Source organism: Terriglobus sp. ADX1 (assembly GCF_036877645.1).
Lineage (GTDB): Bacteria > Acidobacteriota > Terriglobia > Terriglobales > Acidobacteriaceae > Terriglobus.
In genome coordinates this window covers 1-15,444 of record NZ_JAEDXV010000012.1, presented here as the reverse complement: position 1 = coordinate 15,444, position 15,444 = coordinate 1, and the positions used below count along the sequence as shown (strand labels likewise).

The 15,444-nt window shown below is 58.2% G+C and carries 12 protein-coding genes; 7 read left to right on the top strand and 5 right to left on the bottom strand.

Translation table 11 applies throughout. The annotated features are described in order from the left end of the window. Window positions 1–270 precede the first annotated feature (270 nt). Window positions 271–4,128: a chromosome segregation protein SMC gene (gene smc, locus JAO32_RS09660; protein WP_334239714.1), complete on the top strand. Its 3,858-nt coding sequence runs from the start codon at window positions 271–273 to the stop codon at window positions 4,126–4,128. Window positions 4,129–4,141: 13 nt separating this feature from the next. Here the strand turns inward: smc and JAO32_RS09655 are convergent, their stop codons facing one another. Beyond that, window positions 4,142–5,278 (bottom strand): FAD-dependent oxidoreductase, encoded by a 1,137-nt coding sequence (locus JAO32_RS09655; protein ID WP_334239711.1) that lies wholly within the window; start codon window positions 5,276–5,278, stop codon window positions 4,142–4,144. 53 nt (window positions 5,279–5,331) lie between these two features. Here JAO32_RS09655 and JAO32_RS09650 point away from each other — a divergent pair, with 53 nt between their 5' ends. The 5 genes from JAO32_RS09650 to JAO32_RS09630 all read left to right on the top strand — a co-directional run bounded on the left by JAO32_RS09650 (window position 5,332) and on the right by JAO32_RS09630 (window position 9,582). Beyond that, window positions 5,332–5,772 carry a MarR family winged helix-turn-helix transcriptional regulator gene (locus JAO32_RS09650; RefSeq protein WP_334239710.1) on the top strand — a complete coding sequence of 147 codons (441 nt, stop codon included), beginning with the start codon at window positions 5,332–5,334 and terminating at the stop codon, window positions 5,770–5,772. A gap of 75 nt (window positions 5,773–5,847) precedes the next feature. Beyond that, a complete protein-coding gene (locus JAO32_RS09645) occupies window positions 5,848–6,750 on the top strand; it encodes a phosphoribosylaminoimidazolesuccinocarboxamide synthase (RefSeq protein ID WP_334239708.1) in 903 nt (300 codons plus the stop codon). A gap of 4 nt (window positions 6,751–6,754) precedes the next feature. Further along, a complete protein-coding gene (locus tag JAO32_RS09640; RefSeq protein WP_334239706.1) occupies window positions 6,755–7,372 on the top strand; it encodes a CvpA family protein in 618 nt (205 codons plus the stop codon). Next, window positions 7,369–7,659: a helix-turn-helix domain-containing protein gene (locus JAO32_RS09635; RefSeq protein WP_334239704.1), complete on the top strand. Its 291-nt coding sequence runs from the start codon at window positions 7,369–7,371 to the stop codon at window positions 7,657–7,659. The genes JAO32_RS09640 and JAO32_RS09635 overlap by 4 nt, the downstream gene beginning before the upstream one ends. 18 nt (window positions 7,660–7,677) lie before the next feature. Beyond that, the gene (locus tag JAO32_RS09630; RefSeq protein WP_334239702.1) at window positions 7,678–9,582 is read left to right on the top strand and encodes a hypothetical protein; all 1,905 of its coding nucleotides are present in this window, start codon (window positions 7,678–7,680) and stop codon (window positions 9,580–9,582) included. A gap of 6 nt (window positions 9,583–9,588) precedes the next feature. Here the strand turns inward: JAO32_RS09630 and phoU are convergent, their stop codons facing one another. The 4 genes from phoU to JAO32_RS09610 form a co-directional block, all read right to left on the bottom strand. Beyond that, window positions 9,589–10,251, bottom strand: a complete 663-nt coding sequence (phoU, locus tag JAO32_RS09625) for a phosphate signaling complex protein PhoU (protein WP_334239700.1) — start codon at window positions 10,249–10,251, stop codon at window positions 9,589–9,591. A gap of 2 nt (window positions 10,252–10,253) precedes the next feature. Further along, window positions 10,254–11,012, bottom strand: coding sequence for a phosphate ABC transporter ATP-binding protein PstB (gene pstB / locus JAO32_RS09620; RefSeq protein WP_334239698.1), 759 nt, complete (start codon window positions 11,010–11,012; stop codon window positions 10,254–10,256). A 122-nt stretch (window positions 11,013–11,134) separates the two neighbouring features. Beyond that, complete coding sequence (locus JAO32_RS09615; RefSeq protein WP_334239696.1) at window positions 11,135–12,493, bottom strand: sensor histidine kinase; 1,359 nt, start codon at window positions 12,491–12,493, stop codon at window positions 11,135–11,137. Window positions 12,494–12,510: 17 nt separating this feature from the next. After that, the gene (locus JAO32_RS09610) at window positions 12,511–13,242 is read right to left on the bottom strand and encodes a response regulator transcription factor (protein WP_334239694.1); all 732 of its coding nucleotides are present in this window, start codon (window positions 13,240–13,242) and stop codon (window positions 12,511–12,513) included. Window positions 13,243–13,421: 179 nt separating this feature from the next. Here JAO32_RS09610 and JAO32_RS09605 point away from each other — a divergent pair, with 179 nt between their 5' ends. Then, window positions 13,422–15,287 carry an amino acid transporter gene (locus JAO32_RS09605; protein ID WP_334239692.1) on the top strand — a complete coding sequence of 622 codons (1,866 nt, stop codon included), beginning with the start codon at window positions 13,422–13,424 and terminating at the stop codon, window positions 15,285–15,287. The last annotated feature ends 157 nt before the right edge of the window (window positions 15,288–15,444 follow it).

Below are 15,444 nucleotides of genomic sequence, written 5' to 3'. Positions count from 1 at the left end.
GAACCATGATTCCTGCCTGTTTTGACGTAGAAGAATGCCGATTATCGAACCGAAATCGTCATCCTGCTTCTGTTTTCAGTCAAATCCCGGATGGATTTAGTGCAGGAGCCGAAATATGCCGTATATACGTGAGCACCCCTTCCCGTTGGGTTTAGGGACCCCTTATCCACAAGATAGACCCTGTATCTCGCTTGATTCCGCCCCTGCGGACGCATAGCCTCAAGTCAAACAGGTATGCCGTCCACAGAGGCGGCCGTTGGAGGTTCCCTTTTGCTCAAGCTCAAGCGCGTTCAGATTCTCGGTTTCAAGTCATTCTGCGACCGCACGGACGTTCAGCTCAGCGGGAATGGCATTGCCGCCATCGTTGGCCCCAATGGCTGTGGCAAATCGAACATCTCTGACGCCATCACCTGGGTGCTGGGCGAACAGAGTGCCAAGAGCCTCCGCGGCATCAAGATGGAAGACGTCATCTTCGCGGGAACGCGTGACCGCAAGCCGACCGGCATGGCGGAAGTGTCGCTGACGCTGGTTGACCCTGATGTGTACGACTCCAATGACAGCAGCGATGCCATCAGCATCGGATCCCTAGGCAATCGTCCTGCGGAACTGAATGATTGGGACGAGCAATCGGAGCGCGATGCTCGCTCCGCTGATACCGCGGCCGCAGTTGCCGAAGCACAGCCGGGACCGATTCCTGCTGGCGAAGATTCTGAAGAAATTGAAGTGGATGCTCCGCAGAATGCAACCACTGACGAGAACGGTGAGCCCGTTGCTCCTGTTGTTCTAAAAATTCGTCGCCGCAAATTTAATCGCGCTCCGGTGCGTGCAGGTGAGATCACCATCACGCGTCGCCTTTTCCGTTCCGGTGAATCGGAGTATCTGCTGAATGGCAAGATCTGCCGCTTGCGCGACATTCAGGACATCTTTTTCGGCACCGGTTTGTCAGGCGAAAACTACGCCATCATTGGGCAGGAACGCATCGGTCAGTTGCTGTCGTCGAAGCCGCTGGATCGCCGCTCCATTCTGGAAGAAGCTGCGGGCATCACGCGTTTCAAGACGAAGAAGCGCCTTGCCGAACTGCGACTGGAAGCCAGCAAACAGAACCTGGCCCGCGTGGATGACATCTTCGAAGAAGTTACGCGGCAGATGGCTTCGCTGAAGCGTCAGGCTGCAAAGGCAGAACGCTATGGTCAGATGCGCGATGAACTGCGCGGCAAGCTGCGCATTGTTCTCCGCTCACGTCTTTCGCAGCATGATGATGATCGCAATGCGTCTGAAGCGAATGTTGCGAAGCTGACCGAGGCGATTGATGCCCAGGCGGCTTCGCTGGAAGCGCTGGATGCAGAGCACTCTGCAAGCGTGGCGCGTGGCTATGAGCTGGACGAAGAGATTCGTGTGGCGCAGAGCCGCACCAACGAGACACGCATTGAGCTGGAGCGCGCAACATCGCGCATTGCCAGCAATCATGACCGCATCCAGGATCTTGCTGCACGCATTGCCAGCGGCACCGACGAACTGGCGCAGTTGAAGCACCAGATGGAAGCGCTGGCTGCGGATCGCGAAGGCCTGCAGAAGTTCCTTGAAACCGCGACTGCAGATACGGAAGAGGCTCGCCACACGGCGCAGGATCGTCAGCAGGAAGCGAATGAAGCGCAGGCGCAGGTGAACTCCGCGGACCGCGATGCGCAACAGGGACGCCATCATTCGATGCAGTTGATGCAGCGCATCAGCAATGTGCATCGTGAAGAGGCGCAAGCTGCAGAGTCACTCGCGGGTCTCGAACGCGAAGCGCAGCGGCTGGTTTCAGAGAGTGAACAGGCTAAGGCCGAACTGGATGCGCTGGGTAAGCAGCGTGGCCAGGTGAGCATGAGCTTTGAGTCCATCACGGATCGCCTGAAGCGGCTGGAAGCGGAGATTGCAGAGTTCCGCATTGAACTAAGCAACAAGCGCAACGAGGAGATGGAGACGCGCCGCAAGGGCGATCATCTGCGCGCGGAAGCAGCCACGCTGACAGGACGCCGCAATTCGCTGGAAGCACTCATCCGCGATCATAGCTACTCCAGCGACACGGTGAAGAAGCTCTTCAAGGCGAACAACATCGCCAGCACTGTTGCCCCGGTGGGAACACTCGCAGACTTTCTGGAAGTGGAAGACAAGTACGGCCTGGTTGTCGACGAGTTTCTCAAAGACGAACTGAACTATGTCGTCGTAAAGAACTGGAATTCAGCGGACGCAGGCATTGGTCTGCTGAAGACCTCCGTCGATGGGCGTGCCACCTTCCTGGTTCACGAAGATCATGCGCCTACTTACATGGACGGTATGCAGAGCCGCGTCCATAGCGATCTGCGTGGAGCGCGTCCGCTGAAGGACTTCATCAAGGTGCAGAATGGCTTTGGCCGCTCGCTGGAAGTGATTCTGCCGAAGCTGCGCGAAGGCTACATTGCACCGGATGCCGATACGGCGCGTGAACTTGCGGTAACGAATCCCGAAGCGTTCTTCCTTGCGCCTTCGGGAGAGATCTTCCACAACGTCACCGTCACGGGCGGCAAGGCACGGTCTGGTGGCCCGCTTGCATTGAAGCAGGAATTGCGCGAGATCCAGGTGAAGCTGGAAGGCGTGCAGGCAGAACTGTCACAGAGCGAAGTGGGTGTCGCTTCCCTCACCCGCGACATTCAGGAACTGCAGCAAACCATTGAAGTGAAGAGCAACGAACGTCGCGATGCGGAACGTGAAGCTGCTAACAGCGGCGCTGCGCTGCGCCAGATGGAGTCAGAAGCAGCGCGCATTGAACGCCGCCTTGCGGATTGGTCTCTGCACACGGAGCGCAATCGCGATGCACGCACACAGCGGCAGGAATTGATTGAGCGCAAGCAGGCTGAGGCTGCACAGCTTACCGCTGAGCGTGAAGCGATTGAAGTGCGCATCAACGAAGCGATGCTGCGCACCGACGATCTGCGTCGTGCACGTGAAGAAGCACAATCCGCCGCTGCTGCAGCCGCTGCCGCACTTGCCGGGTTGGAAGAGCGCCGCCGCAATGCCTCTGCAAACTTTGAGCAGAACGAGCGCATGCGCAATACCACGCAGCAGCGTATTCATCACCTGGAAGGCCAGAACGCAGGCGCTGTTGCAGAGCAGGCTCGTCGTGAAGAAGAGACGGTCGCGTTGCAGGTCCAGCAGGAAGAACTGACGGCACAGCGTGAACAGTTGAATGCCGAGGCGAATCGTCTGACCGCGGAAGCGTCGGCATTGCGTGCGCAGATTGCAGAGAAGAACAACACACTTCGCACCATGCGTACGGAGATTGAAGGTCTGCGGGAACAGCGCGCCACATTGCAGGCGAAGATTGCACGCCTGTCCAGCGAGATTGAGCATCTGGAAGCGCAGTCGCTGAATGATCTGAATGTGCCTGCGGAAGAACTTCGTGCAGACACCACCATTGAAGCCATCACATCCGAAGCACTCGACGCAGCGGAGGAGGAAACTCGTACCCTGAAGGGCAAGCTGGAAGCGATGGGCCCGGTGAACATGATGGCGCTGGAAGAGTTTGCCGAAGCAGAACAGCGTCACGGCTTCCTGGAGGCGCAGCGCAAGGACTTGCTGGACGCGATCGAAAACACGCAGAACTCCATCAAGGAAATCGACGAAATCAGCAAGACGAAGTTTGACGAAGCCTTTGCCATCATCAACAAGAACTTCTCCGACATGTTCGTGAAATTGTTCGGTGGCGGACAGGCGATGATGAAGCTTACCGACGAATCGAACTCTGCGGAGAGCGGCATCGATCTGATCGCATCGCCTCCGGGAAAGAAGCTGCAGAACGTGCTGCTGCTCTCCGGTGGAGAGAAAGCACTCACTGCCCTGTCGTTGCTGGTGGGTATCTTCCAGTTCCAGCCCAGCCCTTTCTGCGTGCTGGACGAAGTGGATGCTCCGCTGGACGAAACGAACGTGGGCCGCTTCGCTCGCCTGATCCACGAGATGAGCAAGGAAACGCAGTTCGTGGTCATCACTCACCACAAGCGCACCATGAGCGAAGCCGACCTGATCTACGGCGTCACCATGCAGGAGCCCGGCGTGAGCAAGATCGTCAGCGTGAACATGAACAAGGCAGAACGGCGAGCGGTAGCATAACCGCTCGTCGCTATCACTTGGCAGGAAACACTGTGCCCGTGGGCATAAGCTGCTGCATCGTCGCAAAACTGTGTTCGAAGCCATCGGGTGCAAAGGCTTTGAGAATCGCCGCATTCGCCATAGCGGCTGGACCTTCACAACGCGCTGCCATCGCCTCTTCAAATTCGGGAAGGCGTTCTCGCCAATCGTCGCGCATAAGTACTTCCGCCAACTCCCCTGCATCCTGAAGCGCAAAGTTTGCTCCGTCTCCACCGAAGGGACTCATGACGTGTGCGGCGTCGCCAATCAGCGTGACGCCGGGAACGTGCTTCCGCCGATGTCCCGGCGGTAGCCAGTAAATACCGCGTACAGCCACCACATCGTCACTCTGCGCAATGAGGCTGGTCAGATTGCTTCCCCAATTTGCAAACTTCTCCAGCAGCGCGTTGCGGATCTCCGCGTCTGACTTACCTGCATAGACGTCGACAGGGCCATTGAAAGCCGCGTAGAAGCCGATATGCGCATTCGCGTCGCGGTGCATCAATAGGCCCATGCCGTCGCCCAATGCAAAAGTGAGGCCATGTCCGACAAGCTCTGCAATGGCTGGGTGGCGGCGATCAATGTCGTGAATCCCCATCTCGACAAAGGCAATTCCGCTGTACTCCGGCTGTGCCGCTGATAGTGCCGGACGCACTTTTGACCATGTGCCGTCCGCTCCGACAACGAGGTCATAACGCTTGCGTGAACCGTCGGCGAACAGGACATCACATGTTCCGTCCTGCTGCGGCGCAACGCCCATTACATGCTGATTCCAGCGCACGATCCCATCAGGCAGCGAATCCAGCAGCATCTGGCGCAGGTGGCCACGATCGACTTCAGGGCGATCACCTTCCGTGCTCTGCTCCAAAAAGCGCAGGGTTCCCTGCTTGTCGTAAAGGCGTCCTTCCTGATCCTGATAGCGGGCGATGCGCTGAAACTCCGCAGTAAGTCCAGCCTTTGCGAGGGCGATCTGACCGCTGTCGCCGTGTATATCCAGCGAACCTCCTTGTGGCCGGTAGATAAAGGATGATTCGCGCTCCAGCACAGTGACCGATACGCCGTTTTGATGGAGGATGCGTGCGAGTGTTAATCCCCCGGGTCCGCCACCAACAATCGCAATTCTGCTTGGCATTACATAGTCTCCTATCTATTTACATAGGATACTATTCTTATTGAGAACGATTCATGGAAACCAAATTTTCTGGCAATCCCGGACAGCTTATCCAGCGTATTGCTCGTATGAGCAATCGCTGGCTGGAGCCGCGCCTGCAGGAGATGGATCTGGCCGTGGCTCAGGTGCCAGTGTTTGGCGCTTTGCAGCAACGAGGCCCCATGTCGCAGCGAGAGCTGGCAACACTGCTGCATGTAGAGCAACCGACCATGGCGCAGCTTCTGAATCGTATGGAACGGGATGGCCTGATCGCCCGCAAACCAGACCCGAAAGACGGTCGCAGCAGCCTGATCTCGTTGACTCCACGAGCACTCAAACGATCTGAGGCAGCGCGAAACATCCTGATGGAAGGCCGGCAGATCTCGCTACAGGGGTTCACGAAAGCGGAAGTAGAGACGCTACAACAGCTTCTGCAACGCATGTTGGACAACATGGAAGAGGAACTGAACAAGTAACAATTCTGGTTCATTCTTTCGCTGCTTCAAACACGGGGCTTTCCCTCCTTGCGCCAAAGTGATGAACTGTTCTGTATGAGTGAATTGCCACTGGGCGACCGGAAACCGATTTTGAGCGGTAAGGTGCGAGATCTGTATGAGGCCGGACCGGACCGGCTGCTGTTTGTTGCCAGCGACCGCATCTCTGCGTTTGACCACGTGCTGGGCAGCACGATCCCCGACAAGGGCAAGGTACTTACGCAGATCTCCCTCTTCTGGTTTGATTACCTGCGCAACCTGGTGCCGAACCATTTGCTGACTGCGGACGTGCGTGATTATCCCGCCGACCTGCAGCCGTACAGCAACTATCTGCGTGGCCGCAGCATGATCGTGCACAAGGCAAAGATGGTGCAGGTGGAGTGCGTGGCGCGTGGTTTCCTTTCCGGCTCGGGATGGAAGGATTATCAGCGTACCGGTCAGGTATGCGGGATTCCTCTGCCAGCGGGACTGCGCGAAAGCGATCGTTTGCCTACGCCGATCTTTACGCCTGCGGCGAAGAACCATACCGGACACGATGAAAACATCGGGTTTGACCAGGTGGTGGCTTCAGTGGGCGGCGAACTCGCCGAGACTCTGCGTACGCTGACACTGTCGATTTACACCACTGCGGCGAAGTACGCAGAGAACAAAGGCCTGATTCTGGCCGATACGAAGTTTGAGTTTGGCTTTGTCCCGGCAAAGGATGGCAGCGACATGCTGGTGCTGGCCGACGAAGTGCTGACACCGGATTCGTCGCGCTACTGGCTCGCAAGTGGCTATGCTCCCGGCGGCGCACAGCCTTCGTTCGACAAGCAGTATGTGCGCGACTACCTGGAAGAGATTCATTGGGACAAACAGCCACCTGCGCCGTCGTTGCCGGAAGAGGTGGTTACCGAGACGCGGTTGAAGTATCTGCAGGCGTTTATGCAGCTTACGGGCAAGGCGAAGTTGCCGGAATAAAGCGATGAACGAAGCTCTCCATGGCGCGGCGGCTGGACTGGGGCACATGAACCCATTGGACTGGTGCATTGCACTGGTGCTGGCCGTGTCTACCGTGATGGCGTTCATGCGCGGACTGATACGTTCGGTGGTTTCGCTAGTGGGGATTCTGGCGGGTGTGCTGCTGGCGTTCTGGTACTGCCATCGTCTGGCTGGATGGCTGCACCGTTGGATCACGGAGTCGTCGTTGGCGGAAGTCGCCTCATTTGTTCTGATTCTGGTGGCGGTAATTGTTCTGGCGGCACTGCTGGGAAGGCTGCTGCGCGGAGCCTGTTCTGCCGTCGGACTGGGCTTTCTGGACCGGTTGGGCGGGGCGTGTTTCGGCTTTGCGCGGGGTATCCTGCTGCTGGCAGCGTTATTGTTGCCGGTGGCTCCGTTTCTGGGGAATGTACCTGCGGCGCAAACATCTTTGCTGCTTCCCTATTTGCTTCCGGCCGCACATGGGATATCCTTCGTTGTGCCGCGTGACTTTGGCAGGAGACTCTCCGCAACCGATTGGCTAACCCATGCCAGGACGGCTGCAGGCGAGTGGACGCCCGCCATAGTCCGCACCATGCCATCTGAGCGAGGTAAGTACGAGTGAAGCGCGAACTGGACGCACTGGTGGCACAAATGCACGCCGATGGCATTTCGTATGAAGACGCTGTCCGCGAATTCAAGCGCCGTTACCTGCTACAGGTACTCATCAACCATCGCGGCAACCAGTGCAAGAGCGCTGAAGAACTGGGCATGCACCGCAACACGCTGAGCCGTACGCTGGCGGAGCTGAACATGGACACCGCGCAGATTCGCAACGGCCTGAAGCGTCCGGCACGCAGCGAACGAGCAGTTGGCACGCCCCGGCTGCAGACGATCGCCCGCGTCCGTTGAGCTACGTCTAACCAAGCAGTGGTCACTGCATCCAAGCTGATTTCTGGCGGTCTGCTGGCGGGCGTTTGCGCTGTTGCGCCGTTTTCCGCCCGCACCGCGCTTGCGCAGCAGACTCCCAATCTGCCCCCTGACTCCCAGGAACCTGCGGCAAGAAAGCCGAAAGAACCTTCCCAAAAGGACCGTGACACGGCAGAAAAAGCATATCTTGCCGGAGCGAAGGAACTGGCGAATGGCCACTTCCCTCAGGCTGAGAAACTCTTTGCGCAGGCCGTAGAGCGCAATCCTCTGCGCAGCGAGTACGTGCAGGCATTGCTGCTGGCGCGCGAGCATCACGTGACCGATCTGTTGCACGAAGCCGCGAAAGAGCGGTCGACGGATCCCGCTGGTGCAGATGCGCTGGTGGCTCAAGCACGATCGCTGGATGCGACGAATCCTGCCGTTGCACAACACGCCCCCCCGGTCGATCTGCACCCGATTCGGACCGAGCGATTGGCTGCCAGCATCGTGCTACTGCACAATGCCTCTCGGCACAGCTACCACCAGCGCGGAAGTATCCGCTCGCTGGCGGAGACGGTTGCTCGCGATTATGGCCTGCGCGTGGCGTTTGATCCGGATATGCCGACGAAGGACTATCGCATCGACGTGGATAATGCCAACTTCGCCGAAGCCATGCAGGTGTTGGGATTGGTTAGCGACACCATGTTTGTGCCACTGGATGAGCACACGATTTTGCTGGCGCAGGACACCCAGTTAAATCATCAGCGCTATGAACACATGGTAGAGGAAGCCTATTTTTTTCCTGGATATGCGGCCGATCAGCTCAAGGACTTTGTGAGCATTGCGCAGACCATTCTGAGGATTGAAAAAGTCAGCGTAGATGCGGCGCAGAACGCCATCGTGGTGCGTGGTCCGGCAGACCTTGCAGATGCCGCCGAGCGCATCTTCACTGACCTGATGGGCGGCCAGAGCGACGTTGTGTTCGATGTGAAGGTCTACTCCGTGGACCATTCGCGTGCACGGAACCTTGGTGTCGTGCTGCCGAGTTCCTTCACTGCTTACAACCTGGCGACAGAGGCGCAGAACATCATCTCTGCGAACAGTTCGCTGGTGGAACAACTCATTGCCAACGGTGTCATTCCATCCGGAACCAGCAACGTGGCGATCGCTGCCTATCTCGTCTTTGTGGCCGGAGTGAGCGGTTCCACTGCGTTGACGAATACGTTTTTTGTCTTTGGTGGAGGATCGACGACGACTGGCGTTACCACCGGGAATGCTCCGACGATCAACCTGGCTTTGAGCACCAGCGATGCTCGCACACTGGAAGATGTACAGATACGGGCTGGCAACATGCAGAACGCCATCTTCAAGGCTGGCATGCGTTATCCCATCCAGACGTCTCTTTACAGCGACATTGCCAGCAGTACTTCTGCGGCCAACACATCGGTAAACGGTGTCAGCCTTTCCAGCCTGCTGTCGCAGTATCTGGGGTCCAGTTCGCTCAGCAACGGTTCCGTTATCCCGCAGGTTCAGTATGAAGACCTTGGAATCACCGTGACGGCGAACCCGAAGATTCAGTGGACAGGTGACATCACCACACATCTTGAGGTGAAGATCAGCGCTCTTGCGGGATCGTCACTGAACGGCATCCCGATCCTGGCAAGCAGACAGTTCTCTTCGGACCTGACCGTACATGATGGCGATACGGTGATGATGGTGAGCCAAACCACCAGTTCGGAGACGGCTGCGGTTACCGGTCTTCCTGGCCTGAGCGAGCTTCCGGGATTCCAGAGCACCACGAACAAGAACGGCAGCAAGTCTACCGGCGAACTGGTGCTGCTGGTGACGCCGCACATTACACGTCGCGCACACACTTCTGCACGCGGGCCTTATATTCCGCTGCAGACGCGTCCTGAAACCGACTAGTTCGCTTTATGCCGCGGGCGCTGCGTGACGGATGTCGCGTCCCTTGACCCAGAAAATGACATCTTCCGCAATGTTTGTGGCGTGATCTCCTACGCGTTCCAGATTGCGTGCAATCAGCATGGCATGCAGCGCCTGCGAGGTGTACTGCGGCTGATTGCGGATCACGTTGGAGAGCGCGTGGAAGGCAGCAGAGTTCAGCTTGTCGACCTCGTCGTCCAATGCCAGCACGTTTTCGGCTAGCTGCGCATCTCCGTCAATGAACGCTTCCAGCGCCTTGCGAATCATGGCTGCTGCGAGCGTTCCCATGCGCGGAATGTCGACCGGCAGATCCACTGGTTGCAGATCATTCGTCTCACCGGCGCGGAGAGCGATGTTCACAGCCAGATCGCCGACACGTTCCAGATCGCCGTTGATGCGGATGACGGACAGGATGAAGCGCAGGTCCACGGCCATGGGCTGTTCCATGGCAAGCAGGTCCAGCGCGGTGGAGTCGATCTCGCGTTCGAGACGGTTGATGGCGGGTTCGCTGCGGCGCACAAGCTCCACCAGTTCGGGGTCGCGCGTGCGGTACGCCTCAATGGAACGCTGGATGGCCTGCTCTGCAAAGCCTGCCATCACCAGCAGTTTTTCCTTCAGTTCGTCCAGCGATTGATGAAAGCGTTTGCGCATCGTTAGCCGAACCTCCCTGTAATGTAATCCTCGGTTCGTTTGTCGCGCGGGTTGGTGAAGATGCGGTCGGTCTTGTCGAACTCGACCAGTTCCCCCGAAAGAAAGAAGCCGGTATCTTCTGCCACGCGCGCCGCCTGCTGCATGCTGTGCGTGACTATGACGATGGTGTAATCGTCCTTCAGCTCAAAGATCAAATCTTCGATTTTGCCCGTCGAAACGGGATCGAGCGCGCTGGCTGGTTCGTCCATCAGCAGCACTTCCGGGTCTACTGCAAGTGCGCGTGCAATGCACAAACGCTGCTGCTGGCCACCGGAAAGACTGGCGCCACTCTTGGTGCGGAGGTGATCTTTTACCTCGTCCCATAGAGCCGCCTGGCGCAGTGACCGCTCCACCACTTCATCCAGTTCCGCGCGCTTGGCGACGCCGCCCAGCCGCAAGCCTGCCGCCACATTCTCATAGATGGACATGGTGGGAAACGGGTTGGGCCGCTGGAAGACCATGCCGACGCGGCGGCGCACTTCGACAGGCGAAGCGTCGTCGTAGATATCTTCGTCGCCGATACGGATGGTGCCCTCGACTCGGGCGTTCGGAGCCGTTTCATGGAGACGATTCAGGCAACGTACAAACGTGCTTTTGCCGCAGCCGGAAGGTCCGATCAGCGCCGTTGCGGAGTTTGCCGCAATCTCCAGCGTGATGCCCTTCAGCGTGTGGGTCTTGCCGTACCACGCATTCAAATTGTCAACGGCAATAGCAACGCCCACGCTTCCGCTCCAGCCACGGAATGCACACGAATCCGTGCATCAAGAGTACCCGAGAAGCATGAATGGAGTGTCAATGCGCGCCGGGGAGCGCTTAGAAAGTTAACGGCAATCCTGCGTGGTGCTTACGAGGGCAGTGGAAGCGTAAACAGGAAGGTGCTTCCCTTGCCCAGATCGCTCTCTACCCAGATGCGGCCGCCGTGTTGCTCGATGAGCTGTTTGGCGATGGAAAGGCCCAAACCGGTGCCCCCCTTTTCGCGTGAACGCGCTTTTTCGACGCGGTAAAAACGCTCAAAGAGACGTGGCAGATGTTCGGACGGGATACCGGGGCCGAAGTCCTGCACGGAGAACTGCACCGCATTCTCCACGGGGCGCGCGCTGACGATCACATGCGGCACGCGATCCATACCGGAGGAATACTTCAGCGCGTTCTCCAACAGATTACCCAGCACCTGAAGTACTGCGTGTTCGTCAGCCATGACACGCTGCTCAGTGATTTCGCCGATCTCGAGCTTCGCATCTTCAGCATAGGGGGCGCCGGAAACGGTCACAAGTGCGTCGCGTACGAGGAGTTCTGCAGAGATGGGCAGAGGCTCCAGGATGACGTCACCACGCTCTACCTTCGCCAGCATCAGCAGGTCTTCCGTCAGGCGGTGCATGCGTGAGGCATTCTTTAATACCGTCTCAAGGAACTCGTTCGCTGCAGGCGACAGCGGTTCGGTATCCAGAACGGTTTCCACGTAACCAACGATGGAGGTCAGCGGTGTACGCAATTCATGCGAGACGTTGGCTACGAAGTCGCGCTGCTGTCGCTCCACGGCTTCAAACCGCGTGGTATCGCGCAACACGACGACAGCTCCACCGCCGGGCAGCGGCGACGCCGTCACATGGAAGATGCTGCCATGCAGCAGCAGTTCGCTGCGGCATTCCTGCGTGGTTCCGTTGTCGAGCGTTCCCTGCACGCAAGCCAGCACTGCGGGGTCGCGGAAGGTGTGTACCAACGCGCGTCCGTGACGCACGGAGACACCGGGGCCCTCGCGCTGCATGAGTCGCTGCAAAGCAGCATTGCTCCACTGCACGCGGCCCGCTGCGTCCAGACCGAGCACAGCGTCCTGCATGCCTTCCAGAAGCACTTCCAACTGATGGCGGCTTTCCAGCAGGCGTTCGCGATCGCGATCCACGGCTTCCGCGGAACTTCTTACGGCGGAAAAGACGGGTTGCAGGATACGAATCGACTCCGCAGAACCAGTCGAAATCTGCTGGGCTGGTACGGCACCGATCTGCTCAACAGCCTTGGCAGCTGCCTCCGCGCGACGCAGCATCCCGCTCCGCACCGCCATGCCGCAAAGCAGACAGACGGCGACGAAGACAACCGCAGCAAGCCACAGCAAGCCGGGATGCTGCGCCACCAACAAGAGGAGCGCAACACCCGCCAGCAGGGCCAGCAACAGTGCTACCAGCGGATTGTGAAGTGGACGCGTCACGTACGGAGTCTACGTTCTTATTCCGTAACAGTGGCCGCAGTCAGCGTCTGGGCAATGCGATCCGGACGCTCAAAGCGATAGCCTGCACCGCGCATGGTCTTCAGGTAACGCGGATCTTCTGCGTCGTCCTCAATCTTCTCGCGGATACGGCGCACGTATACGTCCACAGAACGCGGCGTAACGAAGCGCGCATCGCCCCATACGGCGTCCAGCAACTGATCGCGGCTGAAGACGCGTCCGGGATGGCGAGCGAGGTAATCCAGCAGACGGAACTCCGTTGCGGTGGTGGTCACCACTTCTCCGCGCACGCGAAGCTGCATGGCGCCGCTATCAATCTCAATGTCGCCCATGCGGATGGTTTCTGCGGGCTCGTGACGCTCAAAGCGGCGCAGCACAGCCTTTACGCGGGCCAGAAGCTCGCGCGTGCTGAAGGGCTTGGTGATGTAGTCATCAGCACCCAGTTCCAGACCATGGACACGATCACTCTCAGAAGCAAGTGCGGTCAGGAAAATCACCGGCACGGAGCTCAGAGCAGGATTCATGCGGAGTCGGCGGCATAGATCGAGACCGTCGCCACCGGGCACCATGATATCCAACAGGAACAGCCCAGGGGCCTTCCGTTCAGCAGCCGGAAGCACTTCACCGGCATTCGCAAAGGCCTGGACGATGAATCCGTTCGCCTCCAATTGGTAGCGGACTAACCGGCTAATATCCGCATCGTCTTCCAGCAAGAAGATAGTCTGGCTCACGCGTTTTGCAATCTCCCTGTACCCCGGTTACAGGCGGTACCCGCAATCAGCGTAGCGCAAACTGCGGCGGCCAATTGCAAATGGACGGTAAATCGTTGGTAGAAAGTACGCCGGAACCTGCCGCGGGGTAGCCTAATTCGAAACCAACCTTATACTTGGCTGGGTACTCCGAACAATTCATGAGCTTTGCTGACTGGCTGCTGGCCGACCTGAACGTACCGAGCGCGCACGAACCAGAGGAGCAAAATCCCTGGTGGCGAGTGATGTGCCTGACCGGCGTGGATTACTTCTCCACGCTGGGATATCAACCGGGCATTGCCTTTCTGGCCGCCGGTGTTCTGTCTCCGCTGGCGACGCTGGTGCTGGTTCTCGTGACACTCTTCGCTGCATTGCCTATCTATCGGCGCGTCTGCCAGGCGAGCCCATATGGTCAGGGCTCCATTGCGATGCTGCAGTCGCTGTTTCCTGCCTGGTTCGGCAAGATCTTCGTGCTGATCCTGTTGGGGTTTGCCACGACGGACTTCATCATCACCATGACGCTGTCCGCAGCCGACGGCGCGGCCCACTTGATCCATAACCCACTAATGCCCGCGTGGATCGATCATCAGGTGCTAGTGACGCTGCTGATTCTGGCGATTCTTAGCGGCATCTTTCTGAAGGGATTCAAGGAAGCGATCGGTGTTGCGGTGTTGCTGGTGGGCACCTACCTGCTATTGAATGCGGTGGTTGTAGTCGCAGGCGTGCGAGAGATTCTCCATCATCCTGAGACGTTGCACGGCTGGCGCATGGCCATTGCCCACCGACATCAGAGTCCGTGGATGATGATCGGTATTGCCTTGCTGCTGTTCCCTCGGTTGGCGCTGGGCCTCTCGGGATTTGAAACCGGCGTTGCTGTTATGCCGCTCATCAAAGCGAAGGACCAGGAAGAGCGGATTCGGAATGCACGCCATCTACTGGTGACAGCGGCCGCAATCATGAGCGTGTTCCTGATCGCCACCAGCGTCATTACGACGGTGCTGATTCCGCCGGCTGCCTTTCGCGAAGGTGGAGACGCAAACGGACGCGCCATGGCGTGGCTGGCTCATCACTATGCCGGAAACGTCATTGGTACCGCTTACGACATCAGCACGATCCTGATCCTTGGCTTTGCCGGGGCTTCCGCTATGGCAGGACTGCTGAACCTGATTCCACGTTATCTGCCAAAGTTCGGAATGGCTCCGGAATGGGCACGCGCATCGCGTCCGTTGGTGCTGGTGTTCATGGGCATTGCAACGCTGGTGACTGTGCTGTTCCATGCCGACGTGGATGCGCAGGGCGGCGCTTATGCGACCGGCGTGTTGGTGCTCATCACGTCTGCTTCCGTGGCCGTAATGCTCAATGTGCAGGTGAAACGGCTGCGTTATGTGTTCATGGCAACCACAGCCATCTTCACCTACACGACTATTGCGAACATTATCGAACGGCCTGAAGGTCTAAAGATCTCTTCCATCTTCATCGCGTCCATTTTGTTTTCTTCATTCGTCTCACGCGCATTTCGTTCGACGGAGCTTCGCATCTCCGAAGTCGAGTTGGATGCTGAAGCAGAAGCCATTCTGCAAGAAGACGTGGACCAGATCATCCGCCTGGTGGCGCGTGGCCCGGAAGCAGGAGATTCCATACAGCTGCTGGATGTGGCCGATTGGAAGATTCGGCACTTTCACAACCTCTCGAACATGGAATGCATGTTCTTCTTTGAGGTGATTCGCGGCGATGCGTCTGACTTCTCCGAAACACTTCAGGTCACGGGACGCCGCGTGGGACGGCATCGCATTCTGAGCGCACGTAGTCCTGTGGTTGCCAATTCGATTGCAGCGCTATTGATCTATCTGGAGCAACGCACCGGCAAAGTTCCTCACGTGTACTTCCGCTGGACAGAAGTCAGTCCCGCCGTGAACATCATGCGTTTCCTCTTCCTGGGCGAAGGCGATACCGCACCGTTGACGCATGAAGTGTTGCGCCGCGCGATTCCGCAGCAGGAGCGGCGCCCCGTGGTTCACGTAAGTTAATGCGGGTTTCTTGACGGTGCGAAGAGTAGGACGATACCCTCGTCGAGACCTGCCATCGCCCCCTTGAGGAGAGCCGTAGCCAAATGCCCTTTGACGATGCTCCGCATGGCGCTGCAAGGTCACTGCGTCCTGGGATTGCCAACCGGCCCGACATGCG

What these genes read in the sequence shown, in the direction of transcription:
- JAO32_RS09655 (WP_334239711.1), bottom strand. Translation starts at nt 5,278, where the DNA reads ATGCCAAGCAGAATTGCGATTGTTGGTGGCGGACCCGGGGGATTAACA.
- JAO32_RS09650 (WP_334239710.1), top strand. Translation starts at nt 5,332, where the DNA reads ATGGAAACCAAATTTTCTGGCAATCCCGGACAGCTTATCCAGCGTATT.
- JAO32_RS09645 (WP_334239708.1), top strand. Translation starts at nt 5,848, where the DNA reads ATGAGTGAATTGCCACTGGGCGACCGGAAACCGATTTTGAGCGGTAAG.
- JAO32_RS09640 (WP_334239706.1), top strand. Translation starts at nt 6,755, where the DNA reads ATGAACGAAGCTCTCCATGGCGCGGCGGCTGGACTGGGGCACATGAAC.
- phoU (WP_334239700.1), bottom strand. Translation starts at nt 10,251, where the DNA reads ATGCGCAAACGCTTTCATCAATCGCTGGACGAACTGAAGGAAAAACTG.
- JAO32_RS09605 (WP_334239692.1), top strand. Translation starts at nt 13,422, where the DNA reads ATGAGCTTTGCTGACTGGCTGCTGGCCGACCTGAACGTACCGAGCGCG.